This is a genomic window from Ruegeria sp. YKSE079, assembly GCF_059612845.1.
Genome location: NZ_JBXWRJ010000013.1, coordinates 100446 through 125407, shown reverse-complemented (window position 1 = coordinate 125407; position 24962 = coordinate 100446). Strand labels below are relative to the sequence as shown.

Annotated in this window: 26 protein-coding genes; 10 read left to right on the top strand and 16 right to left on the bottom strand. The window is 59.6% G+C overall.

Translation table 11 applies throughout. The annotated features are described in order from the left end of the window. Positions 1 to 5 precede the first annotated feature (5 nt). Positions 6 to 671, top strand: a complete 666-nt coding sequence (locus tag AC2FMY_RS13735; RefSeq protein ID WP_496746890.1) for a DsbA family protein — start codon at positions 6 to 8, stop codon at positions 669 to 671. Continuing rightward, a complete protein-coding gene (locus AC2FMY_RS13730; protein WP_496746892.1) occupies positions 671 to 1783 on the top strand; it encodes a CaiB/BaiF CoA transferase family protein in 1113 nt (370 codons plus the stop codon). The genes AC2FMY_RS13735 and AC2FMY_RS13730 overlap by 1 nt, the downstream gene beginning before the upstream one ends. On the opposite strand, the gene lpxK is transcribed toward AC2FMY_RS13730, so the two are convergent. The 5 genes from lpxK to AC2FMY_RS13705 all read right to left on the bottom strand — a co-directional run bounded on the left by lpxK (position 1784) and on the right by AC2FMY_RS13705 (position 7838). Next, positions 1784 to 2782: a tetraacyldisaccharide 4'-kinase gene (gene lpxK, locus AC2FMY_RS13725; protein WP_496807533.1), complete on the bottom strand. Its 999-nt coding sequence runs from the start codon at positions 2780 to 2782 to the stop codon at positions 1784 to 1786. After that, the gene (locus AC2FMY_RS13720) at positions 2769 to 4004 is read right to left on the bottom strand and encodes a 3-deoxy-D-manno-octulosonic acid transferase (RefSeq protein WP_496746898.1); all 1236 of its coding nucleotides are present in this window, start codon (positions 4002 to 4004) and stop codon (positions 2769 to 2771) included. The genes lpxK and AC2FMY_RS13720 overlap by 14 nt, the downstream gene beginning before the upstream one ends. Beyond that, on the bottom strand, positions 4001 to 4798 hold the full coding sequence (locus tag AC2FMY_RS13715; protein WP_480748895.1) for a 3'(2'),5'-bisphosphate nucleotidase CysQ: 798 nt from the start codon (positions 4796 to 4798) through the stop codon (positions 4001 to 4003). The genes AC2FMY_RS13720 and AC2FMY_RS13715 overlap by 4 nt, the downstream gene beginning before the upstream one ends. After that, positions 4785 to 6131 (bottom strand): TldD/PmbA family protein, encoded by a 1347-nt coding sequence (locus AC2FMY_RS13710; protein ID WP_496748565.1) that lies wholly within the window; start codon positions 6129 to 6131, stop codon positions 4785 to 4787. The genes AC2FMY_RS13715 and AC2FMY_RS13710 overlap by 14 nt, the downstream gene beginning before the upstream one ends. A 183-nt stretch (positions 6132 to 6314) precedes the next feature. Further along, complete coding sequence (locus AC2FMY_RS13705) at positions 6315 to 7838, bottom strand: DUF2125 domain-containing protein (protein ID WP_496807532.1); 1524 nt, start codon at positions 7836 to 7838, stop codon at positions 6315 to 6317. A gap of 135 nt (positions 7839 to 7973) precedes the next feature. Here AC2FMY_RS13705 and AC2FMY_RS13700 point away from each other — a divergent pair, with 135 nt between their 5' ends. From AC2FMY_RS13700 to AC2FMY_RS13690, 3 genes are read left to right on the top strand one after another with little or no spacing between them, the layout of a single operon-like run. Further along, positions 7974 to 8723 (top strand): SDR family oxidoreductase, encoded by a 750-nt coding sequence (locus AC2FMY_RS13700; protein ID WP_496748570.1) that lies wholly within the window; start codon positions 7974 to 7976, stop codon positions 8721 to 8723. Beyond that, positions 8720 to 9328 (top strand): enoyl-CoA hydratase/isomerase family protein, encoded by a 609-nt coding sequence (locus tag AC2FMY_RS13695; RefSeq protein WP_496748566.1) that lies wholly within the window; start codon positions 8720 to 8722, stop codon positions 9326 to 9328. Before AC2FMY_RS13700 ends, AC2FMY_RS13695 begins: the two co-directional genes overlap by 4 nt. Beyond that, positions 9325 to 10062, top strand: coding sequence for a VOC family protein (locus AC2FMY_RS13690; protein WP_496807531.1), 738 nt, complete (start codon positions 9325 to 9327; stop codon positions 10060 to 10062). Before AC2FMY_RS13695 ends, AC2FMY_RS13690 begins: the two co-directional genes overlap by 4 nt. A gap of 2 nt (positions 10063 to 10064) precedes the next feature. On the opposite strand, the gene pncA is transcribed toward AC2FMY_RS13690, so the two are convergent. The 3 genes from pncA to AC2FMY_RS13675 form a co-directional block, all read right to left on the bottom strand. After that, positions 10065 to 10658: a bifunctional nicotinamidase/pyrazinamidase gene (pncA, locus tag AC2FMY_RS13685; RefSeq protein ID WP_496807530.1), complete on the bottom strand. Its 594-nt coding sequence runs from the start codon at positions 10656 to 10658 to the stop codon at positions 10065 to 10067. Positions 10659 to 10748: 90 nt separating this feature from the next. Beyond that, entirely contained in the window at positions 10749 to 11774 is a 1026-nt protein-coding gene (locus tag AC2FMY_RS13680; RefSeq protein WP_480748889.1) for a trans-3-hydroxy-L-proline dehydratase, read from the bottom strand. Between the two features lie 151 nt (positions 11775 to 11925). Next, positions 11926 to 12459, bottom strand: coding sequence for an invasion associated locus B family protein (locus AC2FMY_RS13675; RefSeq protein ID WP_480748888.1), 534 nt, complete (start codon positions 12457 to 12459; stop codon positions 11926 to 11928). A 164-nt stretch (positions 12460 to 12623) separates the two neighbouring features. On the opposite strand from AC2FMY_RS13675, the gene AC2FMY_RS13670 reads away from it, so the two are divergent. Continuing rightward, entirely contained in the window at positions 12624 to 13631 is a 1008-nt protein-coding gene (locus AC2FMY_RS13670; protein WP_496807529.1) for an asparaginase, read from the top strand. 19 nt (positions 13632 to 13650) lie between these two features. On the opposite strand, the gene AC2FMY_RS13665 is transcribed toward AC2FMY_RS13670, so the two are convergent. The 4 genes from AC2FMY_RS13665 to serB form a co-directional block, all read right to left on the bottom strand. Beyond that, positions 13651 to 13965 (bottom strand): YciI family protein, encoded by a 315-nt coding sequence (locus AC2FMY_RS13665; protein WP_480748886.1) that lies wholly within the window; start codon positions 13963 to 13965, stop codon positions 13651 to 13653. A 23-nt stretch (positions 13966 to 13988) separates the two neighbouring features. Next, positions 13989 to 14417 carry an SRPBCC family protein gene (locus AC2FMY_RS13660; RefSeq protein WP_496746570.1) on the bottom strand — a complete coding sequence of 143 codons (429 nt, stop codon included), beginning with the start codon at positions 14415 to 14417 and terminating at the stop codon, positions 13989 to 13991. Then, positions 14405 to 14734 (bottom strand): ArsR/SmtB family transcription factor, encoded by a 330-nt coding sequence (locus AC2FMY_RS13655; protein WP_496746614.1) that lies wholly within the window; start codon positions 14732 to 14734, stop codon positions 14405 to 14407. The genes AC2FMY_RS13660 and AC2FMY_RS13655 overlap by 13 nt, the downstream gene beginning before the upstream one ends. 65 nt (positions 14735 to 14799) lie before the next feature. Then, on the bottom strand, positions 14800 to 15678 hold the full coding sequence (gene serB, locus AC2FMY_RS13650; RefSeq protein WP_496807528.1) for a phosphoserine phosphatase SerB: 879 nt from the start codon (positions 15676 to 15678) through the stop codon (positions 14800 to 14802). 370 nt (positions 15679 to 16048) lie between these two features. Here serB and AC2FMY_RS13645 point away from each other — a divergent pair, with 370 nt between their 5' ends. Both AC2FMY_RS13645 and serA read left to right on the top strand, forming a co-directional pair. Next, complete coding sequence (locus tag AC2FMY_RS13645; protein ID WP_496746574.1) at positions 16049 to 17203, top strand: phosphoserine transaminase; 1155 nt, start codon at positions 16049 to 16051, stop codon at positions 17201 to 17203. Positions 17204 to 17299: 96 nt separating this feature from the next. Continuing rightward, a complete protein-coding gene (gene serA / locus AC2FMY_RS13640; RefSeq protein ID WP_496746576.1) occupies positions 17300 to 18895 on the top strand; it encodes a phosphoglycerate dehydrogenase in 1596 nt (531 codons plus the stop codon). Between the two features lie 60 nt (positions 18896 to 18955). Here the strand turns inward: serA and AC2FMY_RS13635 are convergent, their stop codons facing one another. Beyond that, positions 18956 to 19342, bottom strand: coding sequence for a hypothetical protein (locus tag AC2FMY_RS13635; RefSeq protein ID WP_496746577.1), 387 nt, complete (start codon positions 19340 to 19342; stop codon positions 18956 to 18958). A gap of 96 nt (positions 19343 to 19438) precedes the next feature. Between AC2FMY_RS13635 and AC2FMY_RS13630 the strand changes: the two genes are divergently transcribed. Next, the gene (locus tag AC2FMY_RS13630) at positions 19439 to 20383 is read left to right on the top strand and encodes a LysR family transcriptional regulator (RefSeq protein WP_496746579.1); all 945 of its coding nucleotides are present in this window, start codon (positions 19439 to 19441) and stop codon (positions 20381 to 20383) included. A 43-nt stretch (positions 20384 to 20426) separates the two neighbouring features. Continuing rightward, on the top strand, positions 20427 to 21170 hold the full coding sequence (locus tag AC2FMY_RS13625) for a metallophosphoesterase family protein (RefSeq protein WP_496746581.1): 744 nt from the start codon (positions 20427 to 20429) through the stop codon (positions 21168 to 21170). 9 nt (positions 21171 to 21179) lie between these two features. On the opposite strand, the gene AC2FMY_RS13620 is transcribed toward AC2FMY_RS13625, so the two are convergent. From AC2FMY_RS13620 to AC2FMY_RS13610, 3 genes are all read right to left on the bottom strand, one after another. After that, on the bottom strand, positions 21180 to 22697 hold the full coding sequence (locus AC2FMY_RS13620) for a malonate--CoA ligase (protein WP_496807527.1): 1518 nt from the start codon (positions 22695 to 22697) through the stop codon (positions 21180 to 21182). Between the two features lie 93 nt (positions 22698 to 22790). After that, positions 22791 to 23495 (bottom strand): histidine utilization transcriptional repressor HutC, encoded by a 705-nt coding sequence (hutC, locus tag AC2FMY_RS13615; protein ID WP_496807526.1) that lies wholly within the window; start codon positions 23493 to 23495, stop codon positions 22791 to 22793. 30 nt (positions 23496 to 23525) lie between these two features. After that, on the bottom strand, positions 23526 to 24884 hold the full coding sequence (locus AC2FMY_RS13610; RefSeq protein ID WP_496807525.1) for a formimidoylglutamate deiminase: 1359 nt from the start codon (positions 24882 to 24884) through the stop codon (positions 23526 to 23528). Positions 24885 to 24962 lie beyond the last annotated feature (78 nt).

The following is a 24962-nucleotide window of genomic DNA, read 5'->3' as shown; positions in this document are numbered from 1 at the left end:
AGGACATGACCCGAATTGCAACCGTGATCTGTGCGGCTATCGCCGTGGCCGCAGGGGCCTATTGGCTGACAAGCACTCCAACCGGGGGTCCTTCGATTCCGCTGGTGGCCGAAGCCAACGCGCAGGAAGCCGATATCGATACCTCGACCATCGTGGAGATGGTTCAGGGCGACGAGAACGCGCCGGTCGAAATCATCGAATACGCCTCGTACACCTGCCCCCATTGCGCCGCGTTTCACGCGGGGCCCTACAAGGAACTGAAAAAGGACTTCATTGACACTGGTAAGGTCAAGTTCGTCTATCGCGAGGTCTATTTCGACCGGTTCGGCTTGTGGGCTTCGATGATCGCGCGCTGTACCGGGCCGGACAAGTTCTTTGGTATCACCGATCTGATCTTTGACGGCCAATCGGAATGGGCGCGTGCGGGTGGTCCAAGCGAAGTTGTGGACGAGCTGCGCAAGATCGGGCGGCTTGCGGGTATCGAAAACGAACAGCTTGAAGCCTGTCTGCAGGATTCGACCAAGGCGCAAACCCTTGTGGCCTGGTATCAGGAAAACGCCGAGCGTGACGACATCAGCGCAACCCCGAGTTTCGTGGTGAACGGCAAGAAGGTCGAAAACCAGTCCTATGCCGATTTCAAGAAGCTGATCGAAGACGAGCTGGGCAACTGATGTCGGCCCCTCTGGCCGGTTTGAAGGTCATCGAACTGGCACGCATTCTGGCTGGCCCCTGGGCGGGCCAGACATTTGCCGATCTGGGCGCGGAGGTAATCAAGGTCGAATCTCCGGCGGGAGACGATACGCGCGCCTGGGGTCCGCCATTCGTAACCCGGGACGAGGATGTTTCGGCGGCCTATTACCACTCGGCAAACCGGGGCAAGGCATCGGTCACGGTGGATTTTTCGACGCCCGAGGGTCAACAGCGCGTGCGCGACCTGGTCGCGGACGCGGATATCCTGATCGAGAACTTCAAGGTTGGCGGGCTGAAGAAATACGGGCTGGACTATGACAGTCTGAAGGAAATCAATCCGCGCCTCATCTACTGCTCTATCACAGGGTTTGGTCAGACCGGGCCTTATGCACATCGCGCAGGGTATGACTTTATCATTCAGGGCATGTCGGGGCTGATGTCGATCACGGGTGAACCCGAAGGCCAACCGCAAAAGGCCGGCGTCGCGATTACGGATGTGTTTACCGGTATCTATGCCGTCGCCGGGGTGCTGGCGGCGCTGTATCAGCGGCAGCGCACAGGCAAGGGACAACAGGTGGACATGGCGCTGCTGGATGTGGCGGTGGCCGTGACCGCCAATCAGGCGCTGAACTATCTGACCACGGGAAAGGCGCCCGAGCGGATGGGCAATGCCCATGTCAATCTGGCGCCATATCAGGTTTTTGACTGCGCCGACGGGCATATCATCATCGCAACCGGTAACGACCGGCAGTATCAGCGGCTTTGCCGGGTTCTGGGACTTGATGACATGGCCGAAGCGCCCGAGTTTCTGCGCAACAAGGACCGTCTGGCAAATCGCCGGGTGATGATTGCGCGGCTGAACGGGGCAACCGCGCAGCGCGGCAAGGCCGATCTGTTGGCCGCCTGCGAAGCCGAGGGCATACCGGCCGGTCCGATAAACACGCTGGACGAGGTCATGGCAGACCCGCAAGTGATTGCACGCGGCATGCAGATCGAATTGGACGGTGTGCCGGGGGTGCGGTCGCCGTTTGTCTTTTCAGGCGCTGAGCTGGCCCTGACGCGGGCTGCGCCCAAACTGGGCGAGGACAACTGATCAGGGCGACGGCGCCCTGACCAGCATCATGTCGCGCACCATGTCGGCCTGTTCGACTTGCAGGCGAACGGGCAGGGTTATGACCTTGCTGCGAAATGCGGGCGGCAGACGTACGGCGTCTTTTTCGGTGGTGACCATCTGTGCACCCAGCAGTTTCGCTTCGTGTTCCAGCCTGCTCATGAGCGCGGGCGTCAGCGGTTGATGGTCATCCAGCGCTTCGGCCTGTTTCAAGTCGGCCCCCAGCCCACGCAGGGTTCGGAAGAACTTGTCCGGGTGTCCGATTCCGGCAAAGGCAAGAACGGTCGTACCGCTCCAGTCCATGCCGGTTTGCAGCGGCTTCAATTCTCCTGTGGCGTGCGGGATGATGAGCCTTGATCCCCATAGCCGGGCAAATTGCTCCTGCGCTTCGGGTGGTCCGAGCGACAGGACGATATCGGCCCGGCGCAGGCCGGTATCGACGGGTTCGCGCAGGGGACCGGCAGGCAGGCACAGCCCATTGCCGAAACCCCGCGCCGCATCCACGACAATGAAGGAAAGATCCTTGCGCACGGTTGGGTTTTGAAATCCGTCATCCAGAACGATAACGCTGGCACCATCCGCCGCCGCTGCCCGCGCCCCGGCGGCACGATCTTTCGCGACCCAAACTTCGGCAAAGGCGGCCAGCAACAAAGGCTCGTCCCCGACCTGGTCCGCAGTGTGGCGCGAGGGGTCGACCCGAACCGGGCCTTCCAGTGATCCGCCGTGACCACGGGTGACGACATGCGGCTTGTGCCACGCATCGCGCAGCTGTTCGACCACCCAGATGACCGTCGGGGTTTTTCCAGTACCCCCGGCGTTGAGGTTGCCGACGCAGATCACCGGAATGCCGGGGTGATCCCCGCCGCCCGCCGCCAGCCTGCGCGCCGTGGCGCGGGCATATATCCCGCCCAGCGGTTTCAACAGCCGCGCCCGCCAGTCCAGACGGTCGGCGGGTGTGTTCCAGAACTCAGGCGCCCGCATCGCCCACCCTCCGTTTGTCGAGCGTTTCCTGCACCATATCCGTCAACTGGTCCATCAACTGCGCCCCTTCGCTGACGACCTGCCAGCCGGCCAAGGCCATATCGGCCACCTGATCAGGGGCCAGAAGATGCACGACGACCCGGCCAAGTTCGTCGGCGGATCGCACGATGCGCGAGGCCTTGGCATTCGCCAGACGGGCGTAGACGTCCGTGTGGTGCCGGACAAAGGGGCCATGAATGATGCCTGAACCCAACGCCACCGCATCCAGCGGGTTTTGCCCTGATGCCCCGTATTCCAGCGAACTGCCCAGAAAGGTCAGCGGTGACACGCGATACCACAGGCCCAGATCCTGAGGGTCGGCGCAAAGAATGACCTGGGTGTTGTCTTCGATCGCATCGCCCGCGTCCCAGTCGGCGCAGCGCAAATCCATGGCTTTCAACCGCGCTTGCAACGGCCCAGCCTCTGCTGCGTCGGCGACGTGCAGGACAAGCACCAGACGGGGCAGCAGACGCAGCGCATGGCGATGAGCGGTCAGAACCGTGATGAATTCCTTGTCCTGAACCCAGGCGGCCAGCCAGATTGGGCGGCTGGACAGCGCGTGATTGGTTTCGATCAGCTCGTCCTCGGGCCATGGAAGCGGGTTCGGGCTGACCTTCAGCGGGGCAGAGATGGATACTTTGGAAAACGGAACGCCAAGCCGACGGATCTGCCGTGCCTTGTCGTCACTGGTGGTCAGGATGGATTGGAAGCAGTTCAGGGTGTGGCGTGGAATTTCCGGTAGCCACCGATGGCGGCGGGGGATCACGACATCCGCGTCCCCTTCCATCAGGATCATGGGAATGTTGCGATCCGCTGCGTCCGCCACAAGGTTGGGTAACAAACCGCCCCCGACCCACAATCCCATATCCGGGCGCCAATGATCCAGGAATCTGCGCACCGAGTTTGTGTTGTCGGCGGGCAATTGAAACACCGGTGCGATCATGCCGGTCCAGTTTGCCAGGGCAGAACTGTCTGGAACAGTCAGCATCACGGACAGATCGGGTTTTTGATTCAACAGATGGCGACAGAAGTCGTTGACCGGGGCAACGTGGCCTTGCGTTGCCAGATGAACCCACAAGACGTCGCCTTTGGGGCGCGGTGGCGCGCCGCCGCTATCGGGTTTCGTTCCGCGCCAGGACAATACCCGATAGGCCTTAAGGCTGAGCGAGCGTGATCGGCTCATGTCGTCCAACCCTCGTCCGGCTCGAGTTTGGCAAGCAGCAGCGAATGCAGCCGTTGCCCTGCCGCGACGACACCGTCAAGCCTGGGGTTAGGGTTGTTGAAACGCAAAGCCTGGCCTTTTTTGTCGGTGCAGGCCCCCTGCGCCTCGCGCAGGATCAGGTCGCCAGCGGCGATGTCCCACTCCCAACTTGGTCTCAGCGTGAGCATTCCGTCGAAACGCCCCTGTCCGACCAACGCCATACGATAGGCGAGGGACGGCCGGTAGGCCCTCACAAACGTGGGCGCCTCGCCACCGCGCCAATGACGCCCGTTCAGGTTGGGCTTGGCCGCAAGAATTTCTGCCGTTTCCAAATCGCCCGTTCCGGTGGTGCTGATGGTTGCGCCATTCAGCGTGGCACCTTCACCCTCAGCGGCGGCGTAGAGCAGGTCGCGCATCGGCAGATAGATCACTGCCGCGGTCACGACACCATTGCGGGCAATGGCCAGGGAATGCGCCCATGTTTTCGACCCTTCGGCAAAGCTGCGGGTGCCGTCGATCGGGTCGATGATGAACACATGCTCGCGGTGCAGGCGGTCGTCGTTATCCTCGGTCTCTTCGCTCAGCCAGCCATAACCGGGCCGGGCCGAGGGCAGCCGTTGTTCCAGCATGGCGTTGACGGCCAGATCCGCCTCTGTCACCGGTCCGCCGCCTTGCGGCTTGTCCCAGCGCTGGGCGGTATCGCCCGAATACCGGGTGGCAATCCGCCCGGCCTCGAGCGCGGCCTCGACGAGCAGGGACAGGTCAGTTTCCGGCAAGGGTCATCCCTTCGACAAGAAGTGACGGGACCACGCGGGACAGATAGGGGCGTGCGTCATTGGCCGGGATGATCCGCCGCAGCATGTCACGCAGATTTCCCGCAATGGTGCATTCATTGACCGGATACGAGATTTCGCCGTTCTCGACCCAAAAGCCGGATGCGCCCCGGGAATAGTCGCCGGTATTGGGGTTGATGGTCGACCCGATCATCGAGGTCACCAACAGCCCGGTCCCCATGTCGCGCAACAGATCATCGCGGCTTTGGCTGCCTTGTGTCAGGCTCAGGTTCCAGTTGCTGGGCGACGGTGGTCCTGATACGCCGCGTACGGCGTTGCCGGTTGCGGGCAAGTCCAGCTTGCGCGCACTGGACAGATCCAGCGTCCATCCAGTCAGAATGCCGTCTTTCACGATCGCACGTTTTGCGGTTGGCAACCCTTCGGCATCAAAGGGGCGCGAGCCCGATATGCGGGGACGGTGTGGGTCTTCGACCAGTGACAACGCGTCGGGCAACACATGTTCGCCCAGACTGTCCTTGAGCCACGAGGCCCCCCGCGCAATGGCCGCGCCGTTGCTGGCCGCCACAAGATGACCGATCAGCGAAGAGGATATGCGCTCGTCGAACAGAACCGGAAATGTTCCCGTGCGGGGCTTTCGCGCACCGTGCAACTGCACTGCGCGCTCTCCCGCGGTTTGTCCGATGTCCCGCGCGGAGCGAAGGTCGGATTGAAAGGTGCGGCTGTCACCGTCATAGTCGCGCTCCATCCCTGTGCCCTCGCCGGAAATCGCGACGCAAGAGATCGAGCGGCTGGATCGTGCATAGCCCCCGGAGAAACCGTTTGTCGCACACAGATGAACGCGATGCACGCCATAGCCCGCCGCCGCATCTGACACTTGTGTCACGCCTTTTACAGCTTTCGCCGCGGCCTCGGCTTCCAGTGCGTCCTGCATCAGCGCCTCGGCGCTGGGTTCGGGCGTGGGGTCAAACAGCTGCAGCGGTTCGACATCCCACGTCTTGATGATCTGATCCGAGCCAGCAAGCCCGGCATAAGGGTCTTCTGGCGCTTCGCGGGCCATGGCAATCGCGCGTTCGGCCATTGTGGCGAGGGTTTCTGGCCGACTGTCGGAGCTGGACACGATGGCCTGTCGCTTGCCCAGAAAAACCCTCAGCCCAAGATCGACACCTTCGGACCGCTCGGCCTTTTCCAGCGTCGCGTTACGGGTTTCGACGGAAACCGAGGACCCGTCGATCACAATGGCATCTGCGGCATCCGCGCCCGCCTTGCGGGCCGCATCCAAAAGCGCGTGGCTGATTTCTTCGGGTGTACGTTTCATATGGCCTCCGTCGTCTATTCTGGACCTAGCCTTGCCCTGTTCGTGCCGCAAGGCCCGATGACCAAAGAATGCTGCATATCGGTGATGAATCGGGTTGCGACCCGATCCGGAAGGGCTTGTGCCAAAGCAAACAAAAAAGGGCCGCCACATCGGCAGCCCTTTGTTTGCGGCGTGAAATTCAGATTACTTGATCCGCTGGCCATTGGCCATCACATGCCCCTGGTCGTTGATCTCGATTTTCGAGTTCAGCGTGTCCGGCGCGTCCCCCGGCACGGCAAACAGACCCATCATCATCCGGGCGCCCATCGCGTCTTCGTCGGATACAAAGCCCATTGAGATCAGCTTGTCGATCAGCGCATTGGCCCCGACCAATTGCAGGTTTGCTTCGCCCGACGGGGCGGGGACACCGTCAAAGGCGTCAAGGTTGGAATTGTCGAACGTGAAATCCCCTGTGCCGGTCAGCTTTGCCCCGACAAGCGAGACAATCAACTCGTTGATCCTGAGCGAGTGCAGCTCGCCCGGAGCCGCATCGGTTGCGTCCAGTGTTTCGGCCACGGCGGGGTCAAGGAAGTTCACCTTGATCTTGGCCGTTCCACTTGTGTCGAGGGCGATGGTTGCCGGATCGCGCGGCAGCGCGCCCGCCGGGTCGAACATGCCCCACAGGATATCCGACATGGTGAAATCGGTCAGGTTCATGGCAAAGGCAAAGGGTTGTTCTTCGTCAGATGCCTGAACCGGAATGTCGAACTTGATCCCGGCACTTGCCATCGCCAGTTCGATCGGGAAGGGCAGGTCCGCGGTTGAGACAGCAATTTTGACGCCTTTCTGAGCGATATCGTACACGATATGTGCGGCATCCATGGCAATTGCGAAATCACCCCCTTCGGATTGGCTGGACATCTCGAACTGCTGGCCATCACCGACGCCTGCGATTTCGCCCGCCCCCGATGTAAAGGTGAATTTGCCGTCAAAGTCGAAGCCGGACTCGACAAGGCTGTTGTAATTGGCGGGATCGAATTCCTTGGGAATCGTTCCTGTGCCCTCAAAGCTCAGGCCGTTCATTGTACCCTTGAACTTGCCCTGGTCTTCGGATTCGGGATCATCAAAGGCGACATCATAGGTCAGGCTGTCGGCTGTCATGCTTTGCGTGAGGTCGCGCATCTCGCCGATTTTCATCTGCGACTTGCCCGCAACATTGACCATGTTCATGGCTGCTGAAAGCGCCTCGGGCGGAAGCGTTTCACCATCGAAGTCAACCGAGGTCAGCGCAACGCCGACACGGTTGGCGGCATAGTCATAAGTTGTGTCTTCGGGCGTGCCGGAAATCACCATGTTCAGATCATCATGCGAATAGGTCAGTTCTGCCCGAAACGTCTCGCCCTCGGATTTTCCGTCGATGACCATCGGAAAAGAGGCGGGGAATCCCGCGGTAACCGTGCCATCGCCATTCTCGGTAAGTGTCATGGACGGAATCGTCATCGAGAACTGGCCGTCTTCCTCGGGCAGTTCCATGGTCATCGCCATGTTGGCGATCGTCATGACGGAACCCGAATTGCTTGTCTCGCCGGTCACTACATAGCCCATGCCGCCCAGGTAAGCTTGCCAGTCAGCCCAAACGTCGGCTGCGGTCAGGTCGGCCCACGCGCCCTGGGTTGCGACAACATAGGCAAGCACGGCACCGCAGCTGCGGCGATAGAAAGCAGTCATAAGAGAACCCTTCTCGATCAATTTCGCGCGCATCGTCGGGCTTGAGGGCGCGGGCGTCAAGGGGGCAAGGGCTGGACCCTTTCCCCCTTTGCGGGCTACGACTTGCGACAGATGGAATTTAAAGAGGGCATCCTCATGGATATGCAGGGCAAAACCGTTCTGATCACTGGCGCAAGCCGTGGAATTGGCGCCGAAGCGGGGCGCGTATTTGCCGCGGCGGGCGCGAACGTGGTACTGGCTGCGCGGGGCGGGGCGCAGATTTCGGCGTTGGCGGCGGAAATTGGAGAAAAAGCCGTCGCCGTGCCGTGTGACGTCAGCGATTACGCGCAGGTCGAGGCGGCGGTGGCCACCTGCGTGACTCGGTTCGGCGGGCTGGATGTTCTGATCGGAAATGCCGGCGCGATCGAGCCGATCTCTCATCTGTCGCGGGCAGACCCGGCGGCGTGGGGACATGTCATCGACGTCAATCTCAAAGGCGTTTTCTACGGCATGCGCGCCGCGCTGCCGGTAATGCGCGCGGGCGGTGGCGGATCGATCCTTACCATCTCGTCGGGGGCGGCGCACAACCCCATCGAGGCGTGGAGCCACTATTGCGCTTCCAAAGCAGGGGCTGCGATGCTGACCGAGTGCCTGCATCTTGAAGAGGGGCACCACGGCATCCGCGCGATGGGCCTTTCGCCGGGAACGGTCGCCACCCAGATGCAGCGCGAAATCAAGGCCAGCGGCATCAACCCGGTCAGTCAATTGGATTGGGAGGCACACATTCCCGCCGACTGGCCCGCGCGGGCGTTGTTGTGGATGTGTTCCGAGGATGCCGACGAATATGTCGGCACCGAGATTTCGCTGCGGGACGAGGGCATCCGCAAGAGGGTTGGTCTGGCATGATCGAACTGACCAAAGAAGGCGGGCTTTGGATCGCGACCATCAACCGCCCCGACAAAGCCAATTCGTTGACCGGGGCGATGCTTGAGGATCTGGCGGATATTGCCGAGGCCGCCGTGGATGCCAAGGCGCTGATCCTGACCGGGATCGGAAAGGTGTTCAGCGCCGGGGCCGATCTGGACGAGGCGCGGGCCGGGCTTGCAACGTCGGACGTGTGGGAGCGACTTTCGGGCGCTATCGCCGCGCTGCCTTGTCTGACCGTGGCCGCGCTAAACGGCACGCTTGCCGGGGGTGCGAATGGTATGGTGCTGGCTTGCGACCTGCGCGTTGCCGTGCCGTCGGCCAAATTCTTTTATCCGGTGATGAAGCTTGGGTTTCTGCCGCAACCTTCCGACCCCAGGCGAATGGCAGCCCTGATCGGCCCGGCGCGGACAAAGCTCATATTCATGGCGGGTCAAAAGATTACCGCAAAAGAGGCTTATACCTTTGGATTGGTGGACCGGGTTGTCGAAGCCGATGCGCTGATGGACACTGCCCGCGAACTGGTTGCCGACAGCCTTGCCGCGAAACCTGAAATCGCCACGGGTATCGCGGAGATGTGCGGATGAGGATTTCAGCCGTCCGGCTGCGTGTGGCCGACCCAGCGGGACTGGCGCGTTTTTATTCCGATGTTCTGGGCATGGGAACAACCCCCGCGGGCGAAGGCTGGCGCGTCGGGTATGCCGGGCAGGATGCCGATCTTTTGTTGCTTCCCGGTGGCGGTGGATATGTCGCTGACCGGGGACAGAGATATTGGAAAATCGGCATCACCTTGCCCGATGTTGATCTGGCCGTCGCCCATCTGCGGGACCGGGGCGTAGCCGCCAGCGATCCGGTTCAGTTCGTGGATATCGGATATATGTGCCATCTGGCCGATCCGGAGGGGTTCGCAATCGAACTTCTCCAACATGATTTCGAGGGCAACCGACCAGAACGAGCGACGACGCCCGGACATCCGTTTTCCAATGCCGGCATCGGGCAAATTACCTTGCGCACGGGCGATATTCAGGTCGAAGAAAAGGTGTGCAAATCACTCGGCTTGCGCCTGTTGTCACGGCAGGATGTGGCGGCTTTCGGATTTGACCTGCATTTTTACGCCTTTACGGATGAGACACCGCCAGATCCTGACCTCTGGGCTGTCGAGAACCGGGAATGGCTGTGGAAACGACCCTATACGACCTTGGAGTTTCAACATATTCCTCAAGCGCGGTTCGCCCCCGTGCCGGACTATCTGGGATTGGAAATCGAAGGGCTTTGCGAGGTGACCACAGATGCCTTTGGGGATCCGTTGTTGCCCGGTTGACCTTACTCCAGGCGGACGCCCGCTTTCTGCATATCCGCGTGAGCGGCGGCAAGTGAGCCGTCCAGGTCGATTGCGCGGCAGGCGTCCAGTTTCACGGTGACGTCGAACCCCAGTTTCGCTGCATCCACGGCCGAGTAATTGACGCAGAAATCAGTGGCCAACCCGACCATCGTCAGGGCGGTGATCCCGCGCGTGCGCAGGTAGCCTTCAAGCCCGGTAGGCGTTGTGTGGTCGTTTTCGAAAAAAGCGGAATAGCTATCGATGGCCGCGCGAAATCCCTTGCGCAGGATCAGATCGGCATCTGTTCTTAGTTCGGGGTGAAACGCGGCGCCGCCGGTGCCCTGAACGCAATGATCGGGCCACAGAACCTGCAGCCCATATGGCATCTCTGTCACCTCGAACGGAGTTTTGCCGGAATGTGAGCTGGCGAAGGAGGAATGGCCTGCCGGGTGCCAGTCCTGCGTCAGGATTACCGCATCGAACCGGCTCATCATGGCGTTGATGGGCGCGATGACCTCGTCCCCTTGCGGCACCGCAAGCGCACCGCCGGGGCAGAAATCGTTTTGAACGTCGATCACGAGCAGGGCATGGGTCATGTGCGGGTCTCCAGGTTGTTTATTCAGGGGTAAGCGGCGCCTTGTCCGGCGTCAACGTTCCGAAACGCCTTGCCGGGTGTCGTTCGGCATCTATGCGCCCCATGTGTCGCTGAGGCGATAGCCTGAGGGCCAGGGGTCTTCGGGGTCCAGCATGTGCTGATGGATGCCGGTGATCCAGGCGCGGCCTGAAATCTCGGGAATGATTGCGGGGCGATCGGCAAGTTGCGTGGTGCCGACGATCCTGCCGGTGAAGCGCGAACCAATGATCGACACCGCTTCAAAGGTCTGGCTCTGTGCGATCTGCCCCTTCGCGGCCATCAGCGCCAGTCTTGCCGATACTGCCGTTCCGGTCGGTGACCGATCGACCTTGCCCGGCTGGATGGCAACGGCAGATTTTCCAGTCAGCCCGCTGTCCGTAGTGGAAAGGGGGCCGCAGAAGGCGCAAAAAGAGATGTGATTCCAATCGGGGTTGTCTGGATGCGAGAACCCGAGTTGTTCGTTCGCGGCATTGGTGATGGCCACGCCCAAACGGGCGATGTGCTTGGCTTCGGATTCGATGATCTCGAGCCCCAACGCGGCGGCATCCACCACCACAAAACTGTCGCCGCCATAGGCGGTGTCGACGGTGATCGTTCCCAGTCCCGGAACTTCGAGCGGTACGCCTAACTTGTCGGCAAAGCTGGGGACGTTCTGCACATGGATGCGTTCGGCCTTTCCGTTCCGGCAATCGGCGCGCACCCGGACCAAGCCTCCCGGCGCTTCCAGCACCAGTTCGGTCACGGGTTCCTGCATCGGAATGATGCCGCTGTCCAAAAGCACAGTCGACACGCAGATCGAGTTTGATCCCGACATCGGCGGCGTGTCTTCGGGCTCCATGATGATGAAAGCGGCATCCGCGTCGGCGTGTTTGGGGGGCACCAACAGGTTCACATGTCGAAATACACCACCGCGCGGTTCGTTGAGTACGAAGTTTCGCAGCGTCTGATCTTGCGCGATGAACGATCGTTGCTGCCACAGCGTGTCACCCGGCGGAGGAGTCACGCCACCGACGATGACATCGCCGACTTCGCCTTCGGCATGGGCGGAGATGACGTGAATTGTCTTGCTGCTGCGCATGTGAACTTCCTTTGGGAAACCCGAAGCGGCCCGGGTCTGGCCGGGTCGAAAGTGCCCTGTGCCCGCCGGAGGACGCAATCTTTTTCGGGACCGGGAAACAAAAAAGCCCCGTCCGGATCGGCGGGGCTTCCCTGTGTTTTGCTGATTGCAATCAGTTTGCGCAGCGTTTCTCGGCATCCTCGACGGCGGCTGTGAACCCAAGCAGCGAGAACGTGTCCTTGGTCTGCGTGCCGCGAGCCGATCGCGCGGTCAGAACCGCCTCGGAGCCGCGTTTCATGGCGGTCACGACTTTGAGGTCTTCGGCCGGGGTGGCGGGCCAGGCCCATTCGCCATCCGTGATCAGCTCGAACTCGGTGCCATCAACAACAAGGTTCACTGTCGATCCCGGTGCAAACGGATAGCCGCCAGTAAAGGTCACCTGCCCCTTTACGTCTTTTTCTGGCCGGAAGAACACGAACAGCAAGATATCGCTGCGCCGTACCGATACGACACGGCCGCCACGGGTGTTCACGGTCTCCTTGGGCGCCGAAACGCTCCAGCATTCTGTTGGGTCGCTTTCCACGAAAACACTCCAGTCGGTCTTGGCGGCGACCCGGTTGGTGCTTTGCGCTTGCTGAGCGATTGCGGTGGTGGCCATTCCGGCCATGCACAGGCCCGCAATTATGCGGACGAGCTTTGATCCCATTTGTCCAGCCTCCTAGCCCGACTTCTACCTCAAGTTATCCGGGCGCGCATGCAGGTCTTTGCGGCCTGTCTCATATTGCGCTGCCCATCATTTGCCGACATACACACACTAACGCAGATTTCGCCATGGGCGAAAGGGCGATTGGCAGAATTTTGCGCAGGAAAATGAGGGACGTCGTGACGCATCCGGTACCGATGACAGAAGTGTGGCGTGGTTCGCTGCTTGAAAGCCTGCATCTGGGGCATGCGGTGATATGCGACGACAACGGTCAGATCGTGCAAAGCTGGGGTGATCCCGATGCCACGATCTATCCCCGCTCGTCCGCCAAGATGATTCAGGCGTTGCCGTTGGTAACGTCCGGTGCGGCGGCGAAATATGGGTTGGGGTCCGAACATCTGGCATTGGCCTGCGCGTCACATACCGGCGCGGCGATCCATACCGACCGCGTGAACGCATGGCTGGATCATCTGGGGCTGGGCGAGACGGATCTGCGCTGCGGCCCGCAGGAACCGTCGGACATGGCGGCGCGGGACGGTCTGATTCTGGCTGACGATACGCCTTGCCAGATCCACAACAACTGTTCGGGCAAGCATTCGGGATTTCTGACGCTGGCGCAGCACATGGGGGCCGGGCCGGAATACGTGGAAGTCGATCATCCGGTACAGCAAGCCTGTTTGGCCGCATTCGAGGAAGTTACGGGCGAGACCAGCCCGGGATACGGGATTGATGGTTGTTCTGCTCCGAACTTTCAGACTTCTCTAATAGGCTTTGCGCGATCGATGGCGTGGTTTGCGTCGGCCGCTGACCGGTCTGACCGGCAAAGCGATGCTGCTCAACAACTTGTCGGCGCGATGATCAAGCATCCCGAGTTGGTGGCGGGCGAAGGCAAAGCCTGTACCGAACTCATGCGCGCAATGGACGGGCGCGTGGCGATCAAGACCGGGGCCGAAGCGGTTTATGTCGCGATCATTCCGGAAAAAAGGATGGGGGTGGCGGTGAAAATCGCCGATGGCACGACACGGGCCAGTGAATGCGCGATTGCGGCCATTCTGGTTGATCTGGGCGTTCTGGATGCGAACCATCCGGCAACTCGAAAGTACCTGAATGCGACGCAGTACAGCCGCCGGGGTATCGAGTGCGGAGTGATAAAACCGGCCGCCGGGTTCATCTGACGGCCGATCTGGCAGAACTTTACATCTCCATGATCTCGGCCACTTCGACCGAGCCGTTTCCGGTCACCACCATTGGGCAGCCCTTGGCCATTTCCGTTGCCGCGCCGATATCCGCCGCTTTGACGACGGAATAACCCGAAAGCGGATTGGCGCCGCCATCATCCGCGATACCGCCTGAGCTTACGGTCTTGGACATGCCGACGGGTGCGCCGGGAATGACGACCGACTCTCCCATGCCTTCGAACCAGGCCTTCCATGCAGCCATGACTTTTTCGCCTTCTTCCGGCGTGTCCGGGGTCTTGCCCCCGTGATAGGCAAAAATGAATTCCGGCATTGTTTTACCTCCCTTGGTGAAAATCAGTTCAGATTGGCTTCGAGCTTGCGCAGGCAGGATGTCCAGCCCTCTTCGTGGCGTGCGCTGAGCTCGTCGTCGCCGAGTTCGCGATGGTCCAGCACCAGCCGCGATCCGGTCTGAGTTGCTTCAACCGTCAGCATCACGTGGCTTTCATCGCCGCGCTGATCGTTTTCGTCATGCCATCCCCAGGTAAAACCAACCGAGGTCGGAGGATTCACATGGGTGACTTGACCCGAAACCTTGAATTCTTGCCCCTCGCCGTTGACCATCACCGAAAACCAGGGACCGGTGCGGGTGAAATCCAGATTGTGCTTGGGAACGTGCAACCCTTCGGGCCCCCACCATTGCACAAGCTTGGCGCCGTCGCTGATCCAGGCGAACAGGGTTTCCGGGCTGACGGGAAAATCCCGCTTCAATCTCAGGTCGGCCATGTGTTTTCCCTTTCGATTAGTTCGCCCAGACGGTCGAGGCTGGATTCCCAGAATTGCCGTTTCGAAATGGTCCACTCGGCGATGGTACGCAGGCCCTCGGCGCGGACAGAGTACAACCGCTGGGTTCCGTTGACGCGTTGGTTTATCAAACCGGCCTCGCGCAGAACCTTGAGGTGGCGCGAAATGGCAGCACCAGACATGCCTTTGCCTTCGATCAGGTCTCCGGCGGGTTGTTCGCCCAGTTCCATCAATTGCTCGATGATTGCGAATCGGGTCGGGTCGGACAGGGCCGAAAATATGGGAAACAGGTTCGTCATATCCATTATTTAACACAAAAGTTAAATAATGGAAAGGGAATTCAGCCGAGGCAGACTCGTGACATTCATTTCACCACAAACTGGTCAGAGGAATAGCCTTGCAGATACAATAAGGCCGTCAGGTCGCCGTGATTGATCCGCACGTCGCATTGCGCGGCGACTGATGGTTTGGCGTGCAGGGCTACACCCGTGCCAGCAAGGCCAAGCATGCCCAGATCATTGGCGCCGTCGCCGACGGCAATTGCATCGGATGTGGCAATGCCCAATTGGGAGGTGATCTCGTGCAGCGCTTGTATCTTGGCTTCGCGCCCCAGAATCGGGCGCTGAACGCCCCCGGTGAGCTTGCCTTGGGCCACAAGCAGGGTATTGGCCCGGTTCTCGTCAAACCCAAGGGTTGCCGCCACGTGCGCTGTAAAGGCGGTGAAGCCGCCAGACACCAGCGCAGCATAAGCCCCGTTCGCGCGCATGGTCGCAACCAGTTCCCGCCCACCCGGCATGAACGTGATCCGCTCGTTCAGAACCTTGGCAATCACGCCTTCATCCAGACCCTCCAGCAAACCGACCCGTTCGATCAGTGCGCCTTCGAAATCCAACTCACCATTCATCGCCCGCGCAGTGATGTCCTTGACGTGATCGCCCACGCCTGCTTCGTCCGCCAGTTCGTCGATGCATTCCTGTTGAATCATCGTGCTGTCCATGTCTGCAAGCAGCATTTTCTTGCGGCGACCTTGTGCTGGCTGGATCACGAGGTCGATGCCAAGGCCCTGCATCTCGGCCCAGATATCCCAGTGATTGACCGGTATGTTGGCCAACTGAAATTCGGCTGCGACGCCGGGATTCAGCCAGACTGCCTCGCCCCCGCCCCATGCATTGCGCAACGACTCGACCAAGACGGCCTCAAGGATCGGGTTCTGAGGATTGGTCAGCAACGTGGCGATATGCATTCGGGATCTCCTGTCTTGGGTAAGCCGCATAGCGCAGGCGCAGAAATTTCACCAGAGAGCAGTTGTAAGCTGGACATCGAAGCCTGTGAGCCAAATGAAATGTGGAGCAATGCCGGAGTTTTGAGTGCAAGAGATTGCAATAAAGTGATTTTTTGCGGCCGAAAGGCCGGTTGGGTCGGGAGACCTGACTGCTGTTCGAATTTCAATCAAGAAACGCAAGTTTCCGATCGTAGCCGATACGCGTCGGAAATGAGTTCCAAAGCGGCGATTTCGGCCGCTTTCGCACTTGCCTGCCGCGCTGCGGCGCAATAGCTCTAACCGCGGGACACCCCTCCCCAACGAGGGGCGTATATCTGGAAGGGTAACACCTATGACTATCGCTCAACCGGCAACGCGGCCGGCCAATCCGCGCTTTTCTTCTGGCCCCTGCGCCAAACCCCCCACATTCGATCTGACGAAGCTTGCCGACGCCGCACTGGGCCGGTCGCATCGCGCCGCAATCGGCAAGGACAAGCTGAAAGCTGCCATTGATGGTACTCGCGAGGTTCTCGGTATTCCGGCGGATTACCGCATCGGCATCGTGCCCGCTTCGGATACCGGTGCTGTCGAGATGGCGCTATGGTCGCTGCTGGGCGCTCGCAAGGTCGAAATGCTGGCTTGGGAAAGCTTTGGCTCCGGCTGGGTGACCGATGTGGTCAAGCAGCTCAAGGTCGATGCCGAGGTAAAAACCGCGGATTACGGAAAGATCGTCGATCTGACCTCGGTCGATTTCGCAAATGACGTGGTTTTTACGTGGAACGGCACGACGTCGGGCGTGCGGGTTCCGAATGGCGACTGGATTGCGGATGATCGTCAGGGCCTGACCATCTGCGACGCGACTTCTGCCGCCTTTGCGATGGACCTGCCCTGGGACAAACTGGATGTGACCACTTTCAGCTGGCAAAAGGTTCTGGGCGGCGAAGCGGCACATGGGATGCTGGTACTTTCTCCGCGCGCTGTCGAACGGCTGGAAAGCTACACGCCTGCATGGCCCCTGCCCAAGATATTTCGACTGACCAAAGGCGGAAAGCTGATCGAAGGCATCTTTACGGGGGCCACGATCAACACACCGTCAATGCTGGCGGTCGAGGATTATCTGTTCGCGCTGGACTGGGCGCGTTCCGTTGGTGGGCTGCAAGGTTTGATCTCGCGTGCGGACGCCAATGCGAATGCTATCCACGCCTTTTGCGACCGTCATGACTGGATCGCCAATCTGGCCGAAGACCCCGCCACGCGCTCGAATACATCGGTTTGTTTGAAGTTCACCGATGATCGCATCCGGGACGGCGCAGCATTCGCCAAGGCGGTGGCCAAACGGCTTGAGGCCGAGAATATCGCGCTGGATATCGGCGCTTATCGCGACGCGCCTGCGGGCCTGCGCGTGTGGTGCGGCGGTACTGTGGAAACCTCGGATATCGAGGCGATGCTGCCGTGGCTGGAATGGACGTTCGAGGTCGAGATTGCATCGCGGACCCAAGCTGCCTGAATTTCATATGCCGGGCCGAAGCCCGGCCTACCCCATCACCGATGTACGGCGGGCTTCAGTCCGCCACACCCTAAATATCTCAAAGGACCAACTGAAATGGCCCCCAAAGTACTCGTATCCGACAAGCTGAGCGAAACCGCCGTTCAGATCTTCCGCGACCGCGGAATCGACGTGGATTTCCTGCCCGACGTGGGCAAGGACAAGGAAAAACTGGCTGAAATCATCGGCCAATATGACGGCCTCGCCATCCGTTCGGCCACCAAGGTGACCGAAAAGATTTTGGAAAGAGCCGACAAGCTCAAGGTCATTGGTCGCGCCGGGATCGGCACCGACAATGTCGACAAGGATGCCGCGTCCAAGAAAGGTGTGATCGTGATGAACACGCCCTTTGGCAACATGATCACCACCGCCGAACATGCAATCGCGATGATGTTTGCGGTCGCACGTCAGATCCCCGAGGCCAGCGCCTCGACCCATGCGGGCAGGTGGGAAAAGTCCAAGTTCATGGGGATCGAACTGACCAACAAGACGTTGGGTGTCATCGGCGCTGGCAACATAGGCGGCATCGTCTGTGAGCGGGCGCATGGCTTGAAAATGAAAGTGATCGCCTATGATCCCTATCTCAGCCACGAGAAAGCGGACAAGATGGGTGTCGAAAAGGTCGAGCTTGACGAGTTGCTGAAGCGCGCCGATTTCATCACGCTTCACGTGCCGTTGACCGATCAGACGCGCAATATCCTGAGTCGCGAAAACCTGGAAAAAACCAGGAAGGGCGTGCGCATCATCAACTGCGCCCGCGGGGGACTGGTGGACGAAGAGGCGCTGGCTGACCTGCTGAAATCCGGCCATGTCGCCGGGGCAGCATTCGACGTTTTCAGTGTCGAGCCGGCAAAGGACAATGTGTTGTTCAATCTGCCCAACGTTGTTTGCACGCCTCACCTGGGCGCCGCCACGACCGAAGCACAGGAAAACGTGGCATTGCAGGTGGCTGAGCAGATTTCGAACTATCTGCTGACAGGTGCGGTGGAAAATGCCTTGAACATGCCGAGCGTTACGGCGGAAGAAGCCAGGGTCATGGGGCCGTGGATCAAGCTTGCGGGCCATCTGGGCAGTTTTGTCGGCCAGATGACCGATGAACCGATCAAGGCCATCAACATCCTATACGATGGTGTCGCCTCGGAGATGAACCTTGCCGCACTCAACTGTGCGCTGGTCGCGGGGATCATGAAGAAATCGAACCCCGAGGTGAACATGGTCTCGGCCCCGGTCGTGGCTAAAGAGCGCGGGATTCAGATTTCGACGACCAATCAGGACAAGTCCGGGTCATTCGATGGCTACATCAAGGTAACAGTGGTTACCAACAAACGAGAACGTTCGATTGCGGGCACCGTGTTTTCTGATGGCAAGCCCCGGTTCATCCAGATCAAGGGTATCAATATCGATGCCGAGGTCGGCGCGCACATGCTTTATACCACCAACGAGGATGTCCCCGGCATCATCGGTACTTTGGGTGGAACCATGGGCGAGCATGGCGTCAACATCGCCAACTTTACGCTCGGTCGCGCTGCGGCAGGGGGTGAGGCGATTGCCTTGCTTTACGTTGATGAACAGGTTCCGGCCGAGGCGCGGGCCAAGCTGGCCGAAACCGGGTTGTTTACCCAGATCAAGCCGCTGGAGTTCGACGTCGCCTGATACACCAACTGCGGAAACGCCGCCCCACCACGCGGCGTTTTCACACTCGGCTTCCCACTCTCATACGTGGATCTCTCGCGCTACCCGAGCGGTGCGAATGACGATAAAGCCAAAGCTTGCCATCGCAGCCAACGCAAGAACTGATCCCAACTTGGCCATACCATCGCCTTGCCCGAGAATGGCCAGCGCGATTCCCGGCGCGAGGATCACCAGAGACGCCAATGACAGTGCGAAGTGTAGGCGCGGCAACGGACCTTGAGCCGCCTCGGGAACCAGATGGTAATAGAACGCGTAAATCGCGCAACTGACCCATCCCAGCAAGTTCAGATGTCCATGTGCAGGTGACAGGGTGTGATCCTGACTCGCCGCCATGTGAATGCCCCATGCCATCCCGCACAAAGCGGCAACAACCGCTATAACCATGAACCAATACGCTATGCCCTTCATGACCCCTCCGTTGGCCTGCCCGTTTCATTCAGGCGGATCCTGCACCGGCTTTTTTGATATGAGAAATTTATTGATACTATTATACATATTAACACCATGAATTTCAGAAGCTTCGATCTGAACCTGCTGCGCGTTCTGGATGCGCTGCTTGAAACCGGATCAACGACCTTGGCCGGAAAGCGTATCGGTTTGTCGCAACCGGCAATTTCGGCTGCTTTGGGGCGACTGCGGCACGCGCTGGGCGACCCGATTTTCATACGCAAGGGCAGAAAGCTGGTACCGACGGACTATGCCAGAAGGCTGAAGGCTCCGTTGAGGGAACTTCTGGAAACCACGGAAACCCTGCTGACCGGCCCAAAGGGGTTCGACCCGAAACTCTCCGACGCCCGGTTCAAGATTTCAGGCAGCGATTTTTATGCCGAAATGCTGCTGCCTCAGTTGGCCGATCATCTGTCCCATCATGCGCCGCGCATGAGAGTGCAATTGGTGGATCTGGTGCCAGACAACTATGTTCATTCGCTGGATCAGTTTGGAGTCGACATTGCGATACTGCCGCGAACCGGATTTCCTGACTGGGTCGGGTCGCGTTTTCTGCACCGTTCGCATTTCGTCGTCATTGCGCGAAAGGGACACCCAAGACTTGCCGCCAGTGGCCTAAGCCCGGGTGATATAATTCCGCTCAAACTGTTTTGTGACTTGCAGCATGTTCTGTTTTCCCCCGAGGGCAACCTGAAGGCATTGGGCGACGCGGCGCTGGAAAAGGTTGGACGGACCCGAAAGGTCGCCATGACCATGCCGGTCTTTTCAGGCGTCTACAACGCGGTATCGCAAAGCGATCTGATTGCGTTGATGCCACATCAACTTGCGGAACGGGTCGCACCGCGTGTCGAACTTGACTTGTATCAGGCGCCTATCGACGTCGAGCCGGTGAACATCATGATGGTTTGGCACAAGCGCACGACCAACACACCCGCGCATGTGTGGTTGCGTGACCAGATTGCAATGCTGATGGCGCGCCTGGATCATTCCCCTTCCTTCTGAGAACCAACTCGTTCAATAAAAGGGAAAATTGCGGAGAACCAATTTGCCACAGCCCATTTATGCAATCGGCGACATTCACGGTCAGCGCACGATGCTTGAGGACGCACTGGCCCGGATCGAGTCGGATGGCGGCGCGAATGCGCGTGTGGTCTTTCTGGGTGACTATACCGACCGGGGCCCGGACAGCCGGGGAGTGCTGGATTTGCTGATCGAAGGCCAGCGGGCAGGCCGGGACTGGATCATGTTGCGGGGCAATCATGACCGGATGTTCTCGCTTTTCATGCAGGACTATCCGGCCAACGATGATCGCCTTCTGGTTGGCCATCACTGGCTGCACGAACGCCTGGGCGGGGTCGAAACGCTGGCCTCTTATGGCGTGCACCTGAGTGAAGACAGCCGAATTTTCCAGATCCATGAGCAGGCGCGCGAGGCGGTTCCCGAAGAACATCTGCGATTTTTGGACGGCTTGGTAAACTATCACCGTGACGGTGATCTGCTGTTCGTTCATGCCGGTATTCGTCCCGGGGTGCCGCTGGAACAGCAAACTGAGGATGACCTGATCTGGATACGGTACGAGTTTCTGGAAGACCTGCGTGAACATCCATGGCTGGTGGTGCACGGTCATACGCCGGCCAAGCATGCAGAGCATCGGGGAAACCGTGTCAACCTTGACGCTGGTGCAGGATATGGGCGGCCATTGGCTTGCGCCGTTTTCGAGGGGCGTGAGTGCTGGTTGCTGACGAAACGGGGTCGCCAGGCGCTGAAAGAATTTCCCTTTTGCAGGTGAGTTTCTGCATCAGCCGCTGGAAAACAGGTCTTTGAAGGTATTCCGTAGAAGGTTTTTCTGAACCTTGCCCATCGTGTTGCGGGGCAATTCATCCATCACGATCAGCTTGCGCGGGTGTTTGAAACGGGCAAGGCTGGACCGCACCGAAGCCATCACGGCCTCCAGGTCGGGATTGGCCCCGGCCTCGGGGACCAGAATGCCCAGTACGGTTTCCCCGAAATCCGGATGCGGAACACCGATCACAGCGCTTTCCAGAATTCCGGGTTGTTCGTCAAGAACCAGTTCGATTTCCTTGGGATAGATGTTGTAGCCGCCCGAGATGATCAGATCCTTGTTGCGCCCCACGATCTGGACATAGCCGGCCTCGTCGATCCGCCCCAGATCGCCGGTGATAAAGAACCCGTCCTCACGCAGCTCGGCGGCGGTCTTCTCGGGCATCTGCCAATAACCCTTGAACACATTCGGCCCGCGAACCTCAATCAGGCCGATTTCACCCTGCGGCAGGATTTCTCCGGTTTCCGGGTTGGTGATTTTCAAGTCTATGCCCGGCAAGGGAAAGCCCACAGTTCCGGCACGACGTTCGCCGTCGTAAGGGTTTGATGTGTTCATGTTCGTTTCGGTCATTCCATAGCGTTCAAGGATACGGTGACCGGTGCGGTCTTCGAATTGCACATGGGTATCGGCAAGCAGCGGGGCAGAGCCGGAAACAAAGAGGCGCATGTGCGATGCCAGTTCGCGGGTGAAACGCGGATCGCCCAGAAGACGGGTGTAAAAGGTCGGCACCCCCATCATCGACGTGGCACGCGGCATCAGGCCCAGGATTTCATCCAGGTCGAATCCGGGCAGAAAGATCATGCTGCCGCCGGTCGCCAACACGATGTTTGTGGCAACGAACAAGCCGTGGGTATGGAATATCGGCAGGGCGTGCAGCAACACGTCATCTGCGGTAAACCGCCATTCCTTCGCCAAAACTTCGGCGTTCGAAAGCAGGTTCTCTTGCGTCAGCATCGCTCCTTTGGATCGGCCTGTCGTGCCCGAGGTATAGAGGAAAGCGGCCAGATCTTCTGCGCTCCTCCTGATCGGAGCAAAGGCCGGAAGCATACCCAGCGCACGGCGCATCAAGCTGCCAGACCCATCAGCGTTGAGCGTTGCTATTTGCGCGTCCAGCCCTTCGGTGACGGGCTGCAGATCGTCTTCACTGGCGGCGTCGCACACCACCAGTTTCGCGCCGCTGTTTTCAATGAAATAGGTCAGTTCATCGACAGTATATGCAGTATTGAGTGGCAGAAAGATCAACCCGGCCTGAGCGCAGGCGGCATAAAGAGCCAAGGCTTCGGGCGATTTGTGCACCTGCACAGCCACGCGATCACCTGCCTCCAACCCCAGCCCGCAAAGCGCATTTGCGATCCGCGCGGCGGTGTCCAGGAATGAGGAATGGGTGATCACCGTGTCATCGGGCAGATACAGGAAAGGTGTCTGTTTGCCGATGTGTTTTCCGAACAGACGATCATAAAGCGGGTTGGCCATGGGCGCATCCTTTCCTGAACCGAAGCGGCGCATGTGGTGTTCTGGAAAGTGTCTTGGTTTGGCCGAATGGTAAAGAGTGCGCAGCGGCGCAGGTCAGATTTGCGTTGTCATCCGGTATCCGGCCGCGAAATAGAACTTGGCAAAGGTGACTGGGCGCCCTTGCAGCCACGTGATCCTCTCGGCGGTGAAAACCGGCTCTCCTTCGGGAACATCCAGAAACCCGGCCAGAGTGGCGTCTGCACGGCTGGCCAGAAAGGTCAGCTCGACGTTGGTGAAGGGCACGGTCTGCACCAGCCAGTCATTTGGTCCGACGACGGAAAAATCGGCTGTTTCGACTTCTGGCACGCTGTCGACGACGATCCACCGATCCTCGTACTGGAATGGCGTGTTGTTCGAATAGTGCATGCATCGTACATGCATCACCTTTTGCCCTGCCTCCAGCCGCAGTCGCGCGCCCAGCCATTCAGGCGCGCCATTCAATTCGGCCGAAACCAGGGCATAGCGATAGGTGCCGCCCATTGCTTCGACTTCGTCCCGAACCAGCGGTATCGTGAAGCGGGCCTGCCGTTGCGGGGAACTGAGAACCCGAGTGCCAGCTTTGCGGCGCCGCTCCAGAAACCCTTCGTCCGCCAATTCCCGCAAGGCGCGGTTCACTGTCGTTCGGGTACAGGAGAACTCGACCGCCAGATCCTGTTCGTTGGGCAACAGAGAGTCTGGCCGCCACTCACCCGAACGGATGCGGTCCAGAACGATCCGCTTGATGTCGCGATAGCTGGTTGTTTCCGTGTTCTGGTTCATTGGCGGGGACCGTTGGTGTGTTTGAAACGTTTAGACATCGCGCAGCAGGTCGGCAATGGCCTTGCGATACCGCGAGGTGATCGCGTCTCGTTCCACGTGCCTTCCGTTCCGAACCCTGTGCCGGCCGGCAGACCACAGATCTGTCACCACTGTGTCGGAAGCCGCGAAACACAGCCCGTCCAGCAGTTGCCATTCCTCCAGCGCACACAGGGTCGGGTGTTCGCGGTTGATTGCAACCATATCGGCAAGCCTGCCGACAGCGATCTCACCGGCGTCCCGGCCAAGGGCCTGTGCGCCGCCCAGTGCGGCCCCGGTATATAGAGTATGACCGACCGAACCTTCGCCGGGAACAAGCACGGTTCGCGCCATGTCGCGCAAGCGCTGCGAATACTCCAGCGTGCGGAGTTCTTCGACTAGCGAAATCCTTACGTTAGAGTCTGATCCAACGCCAAACGCGCCCTTGTTTTCGACATAGACGGCGCCATTGAAAATGCCATCGCCCAGATTGGCTTCGGTAATCGGGCACAGCCCGGCAACCGCGCCGGATTGCGCCAGACCGGCGGTTTCGGCATCAGTCATGTGGGTTGCGTGGATCAGGCACCAGCGGCGATCCACATCTATGTTTTCCAACAGCCATTCGACTGGCCGTTGGCCGAGCTTTGCCCGGACGTCGGCGACTTCCTTGAGCTGTTCCGAAATGTGGATGTGGATCGGCCCGCAGGGTACTTGCGCCAGAACCTCGGACAAATCGGCAGGCGAAGTGGCCCGCAGGGAATGCGGCGCGATGCCGACCTGGGTGTCAGGGGGCATCCCACCGATTGCCTTGCATTCGTCGACAAGCCTCAGAAACCGATCCACGTCATTGCCAAACCGCAACTGACCTCCGGCAAGGCTTTCCTGATTGACACCGCCATAGGTGTAGAGCACCGGCAGATGGGTCAGGCCGATCCCGGTCTGGGCCGCAGCGGCAAAGATGCGTTGACTCAGTTCGGAGAGGTGATCATAGGTCTGTCCCCCCGGCTGGTGATGGACATAGTGGAACTCACCGACCGAAGCATACCCGGCTTCCTGCATCTCCATGAAAACAAGCGCGGCGATGGCTTCGACCTGCTCGGGAGTCAACCGGTCCAGAAAGCGATACATCAGCGTGCGCCACGTCCAGAAGCTTTCTTTGCCCGCCGCGCGCACCTCGGTCATACCCGCCATGGCGCGTTGAAAGGCGTGGCTGTGCAGGTTGGCCAATGACGGAAGCAGGGTATCCACCTGCAGGTCATCCGGGGCCGGAGCGACATCGGATTCGATGACGGCAATCCGGCCATCTGCAATCGTCACCCTTAGATCACTTGCCCAATCAGAGCCTAACAAGGCGGTTTTTGCATGGATTTTCATCAGACGCTCTTTTGTGTAGACTTTAATTTTATATACGTATACGAAAAAATAACTCGAAAGGGGAGCCCCAAAGAATCG

What these genes read in the sequence shown, in the direction of transcription:
- AC2FMY_RS13735 (WP_496746890.1), top strand. Translation starts at nt 6, where the DNA reads ATGACCCGAATTGCAACCGTGATCTGTGCGGCTATCGCCGTGGCCGCA.
- AC2FMY_RS13730 (WP_496746892.1), top strand. Translation starts at nt 671, where the DNA reads ATGTCGGCCCCTCTGGCCGGTTTGAAGGTCATCGAACTGGCACGCATT.
- lpxK (WP_496807533.1), bottom strand. Translation starts at nt 2,782, where the DNA reads ATGCGGGCGCCTGAGTTCTGGAACACACCCGCCGACCGTCTGGACTGG.
- AC2FMY_RS13720 (WP_496746898.1), bottom strand. Translation starts at nt 4,004, where the DNA reads ATGAGCCGATCACGCTCGCTCAGCCTTAAGGCCTATCGGGTATTGTCC.
- AC2FMY_RS13710 (WP_496748565.1), bottom strand. Translation starts at nt 6,131, where the DNA reads ATGAAACGTACACCCGAAGAAATCAGCCACGCGCTTTTGGATGCGGCC.
- AC2FMY_RS13705 (WP_496807532.1), bottom strand. Translation starts at nt 7,838, where the DNA reads ATGACTGCTTTCTATCGCCGCAGCTGCGGTGCCGTGCTTGCCTATGTT.
- AC2FMY_RS13700 (WP_496748570.1), top strand. Translation starts at nt 7,974, where the DNA reads ATGGATATGCAGGGCAAAACCGTTCTGATCACTGGCGCAAGCCGTGGA.
- AC2FMY_RS13695 (WP_496748566.1), top strand. Translation starts at nt 8,720, where the DNA reads ATGATCGAACTGACCAAAGAAGGCGGGCTTTGGATCGCGACCATCAAC.
- AC2FMY_RS13690 (WP_496807531.1), top strand. Translation starts at nt 9,325, where the DNA reads ATGAGGATTTCAGCCGTCCGGCTGCGTGTGGCCGACCCAGCGGGACTG.
- pncA (WP_496807530.1), bottom strand. Translation starts at nt 10,658, where the DNA reads ATGACCCATGCCCTGCTCGTGATCGACGTTCAAAACGATTTCTGCCCC.
- AC2FMY_RS13680 (WP_480748889.1), bottom strand. Translation starts at nt 11,774, where the DNA reads ATGCGCAGCAGCAAGACAATTCACGTCATCTCCGCCCATGCCGAAGGC.
- AC2FMY_RS13675 (WP_480748888.1), bottom strand. Translation starts at nt 12,459, where the DNA reads ATGGGATCAAAGCTCGTCCGCATAATTGCGGGCCTGTGCATGGCCGGA.
- AC2FMY_RS13670 (WP_496807529.1), top strand. Translation starts at nt 12,624, where the DNA reads ATGAGGGACGTCGTGACGCATCCGGTACCGATGACAGAAGTGTGGCGT.
- AC2FMY_RS13665 (WP_480748886.1), bottom strand. Translation starts at nt 13,965, where the DNA reads ATGCCGGAATTCATTTTTGCCTATCACGGGGGCAAGACCCCGGACACG.
- AC2FMY_RS13660 (WP_496746570.1), bottom strand. Translation starts at nt 14,417, where the DNA reads ATGGCCGACCTGAGATTGAAGCGGGATTTTCCCGTCAGCCCGGAAACC.
- AC2FMY_RS13655 (WP_496746614.1), bottom strand. Translation starts at nt 14,734, where the DNA reads ATGACGAACCTGTTTCCCATATTTTCGGCCCTGTCCGACCCGACCCGA.
- serB (WP_496807528.1), bottom strand. Translation starts at nt 15,678, where the DNA reads ATGCATATCGCCACGTTGCTGACCAATCCTCAGAACCCGATCCTTGAG.
- AC2FMY_RS13645 (WP_496746574.1), top strand. Translation starts at nt 16,049, where the DNA reads ATGACTATCGCTCAACCGGCAACGCGGCCGGCCAATCCGCGCTTTTCT.
- serA (WP_496746576.1), top strand. Translation starts at nt 17,300, where the DNA reads ATGGCCCCCAAAGTACTCGTATCCGACAAGCTGAGCGAAACCGCCGTT.
- AC2FMY_RS13635 (WP_496746577.1), bottom strand. Translation starts at nt 19,342, where the DNA reads ATGAAGGGCATAGCGTATTGGTTCATGGTTATAGCGGTTGTTGCCGCT.
- AC2FMY_RS13630 (WP_496746579.1), top strand. Translation starts at nt 19,439, where the DNA reads ATGAATTTCAGAAGCTTCGATCTGAACCTGCTGCGCGTTCTGGATGCG.
- AC2FMY_RS13620 (WP_496807527.1), bottom strand. Translation starts at nt 22,697, where the DNA reads ATGGCCAACCCGCTTTATGATCGTCTGTTCGGAAAACACATCGGCAAA.
- hutC (WP_496807526.1), bottom strand. Translation starts at nt 23,495, where the DNA reads ATGAACCAGAACACGGAAACAACCAGCTATCGCGACATCAAGCGGATC.
- AC2FMY_RS13610 (WP_496807525.1), bottom strand. Translation starts at nt 24,884, where the DNA reads ATGAAAATCCATGCAAAAACCGCCTTGTTAGGCTCTGATTGGGCAAGT.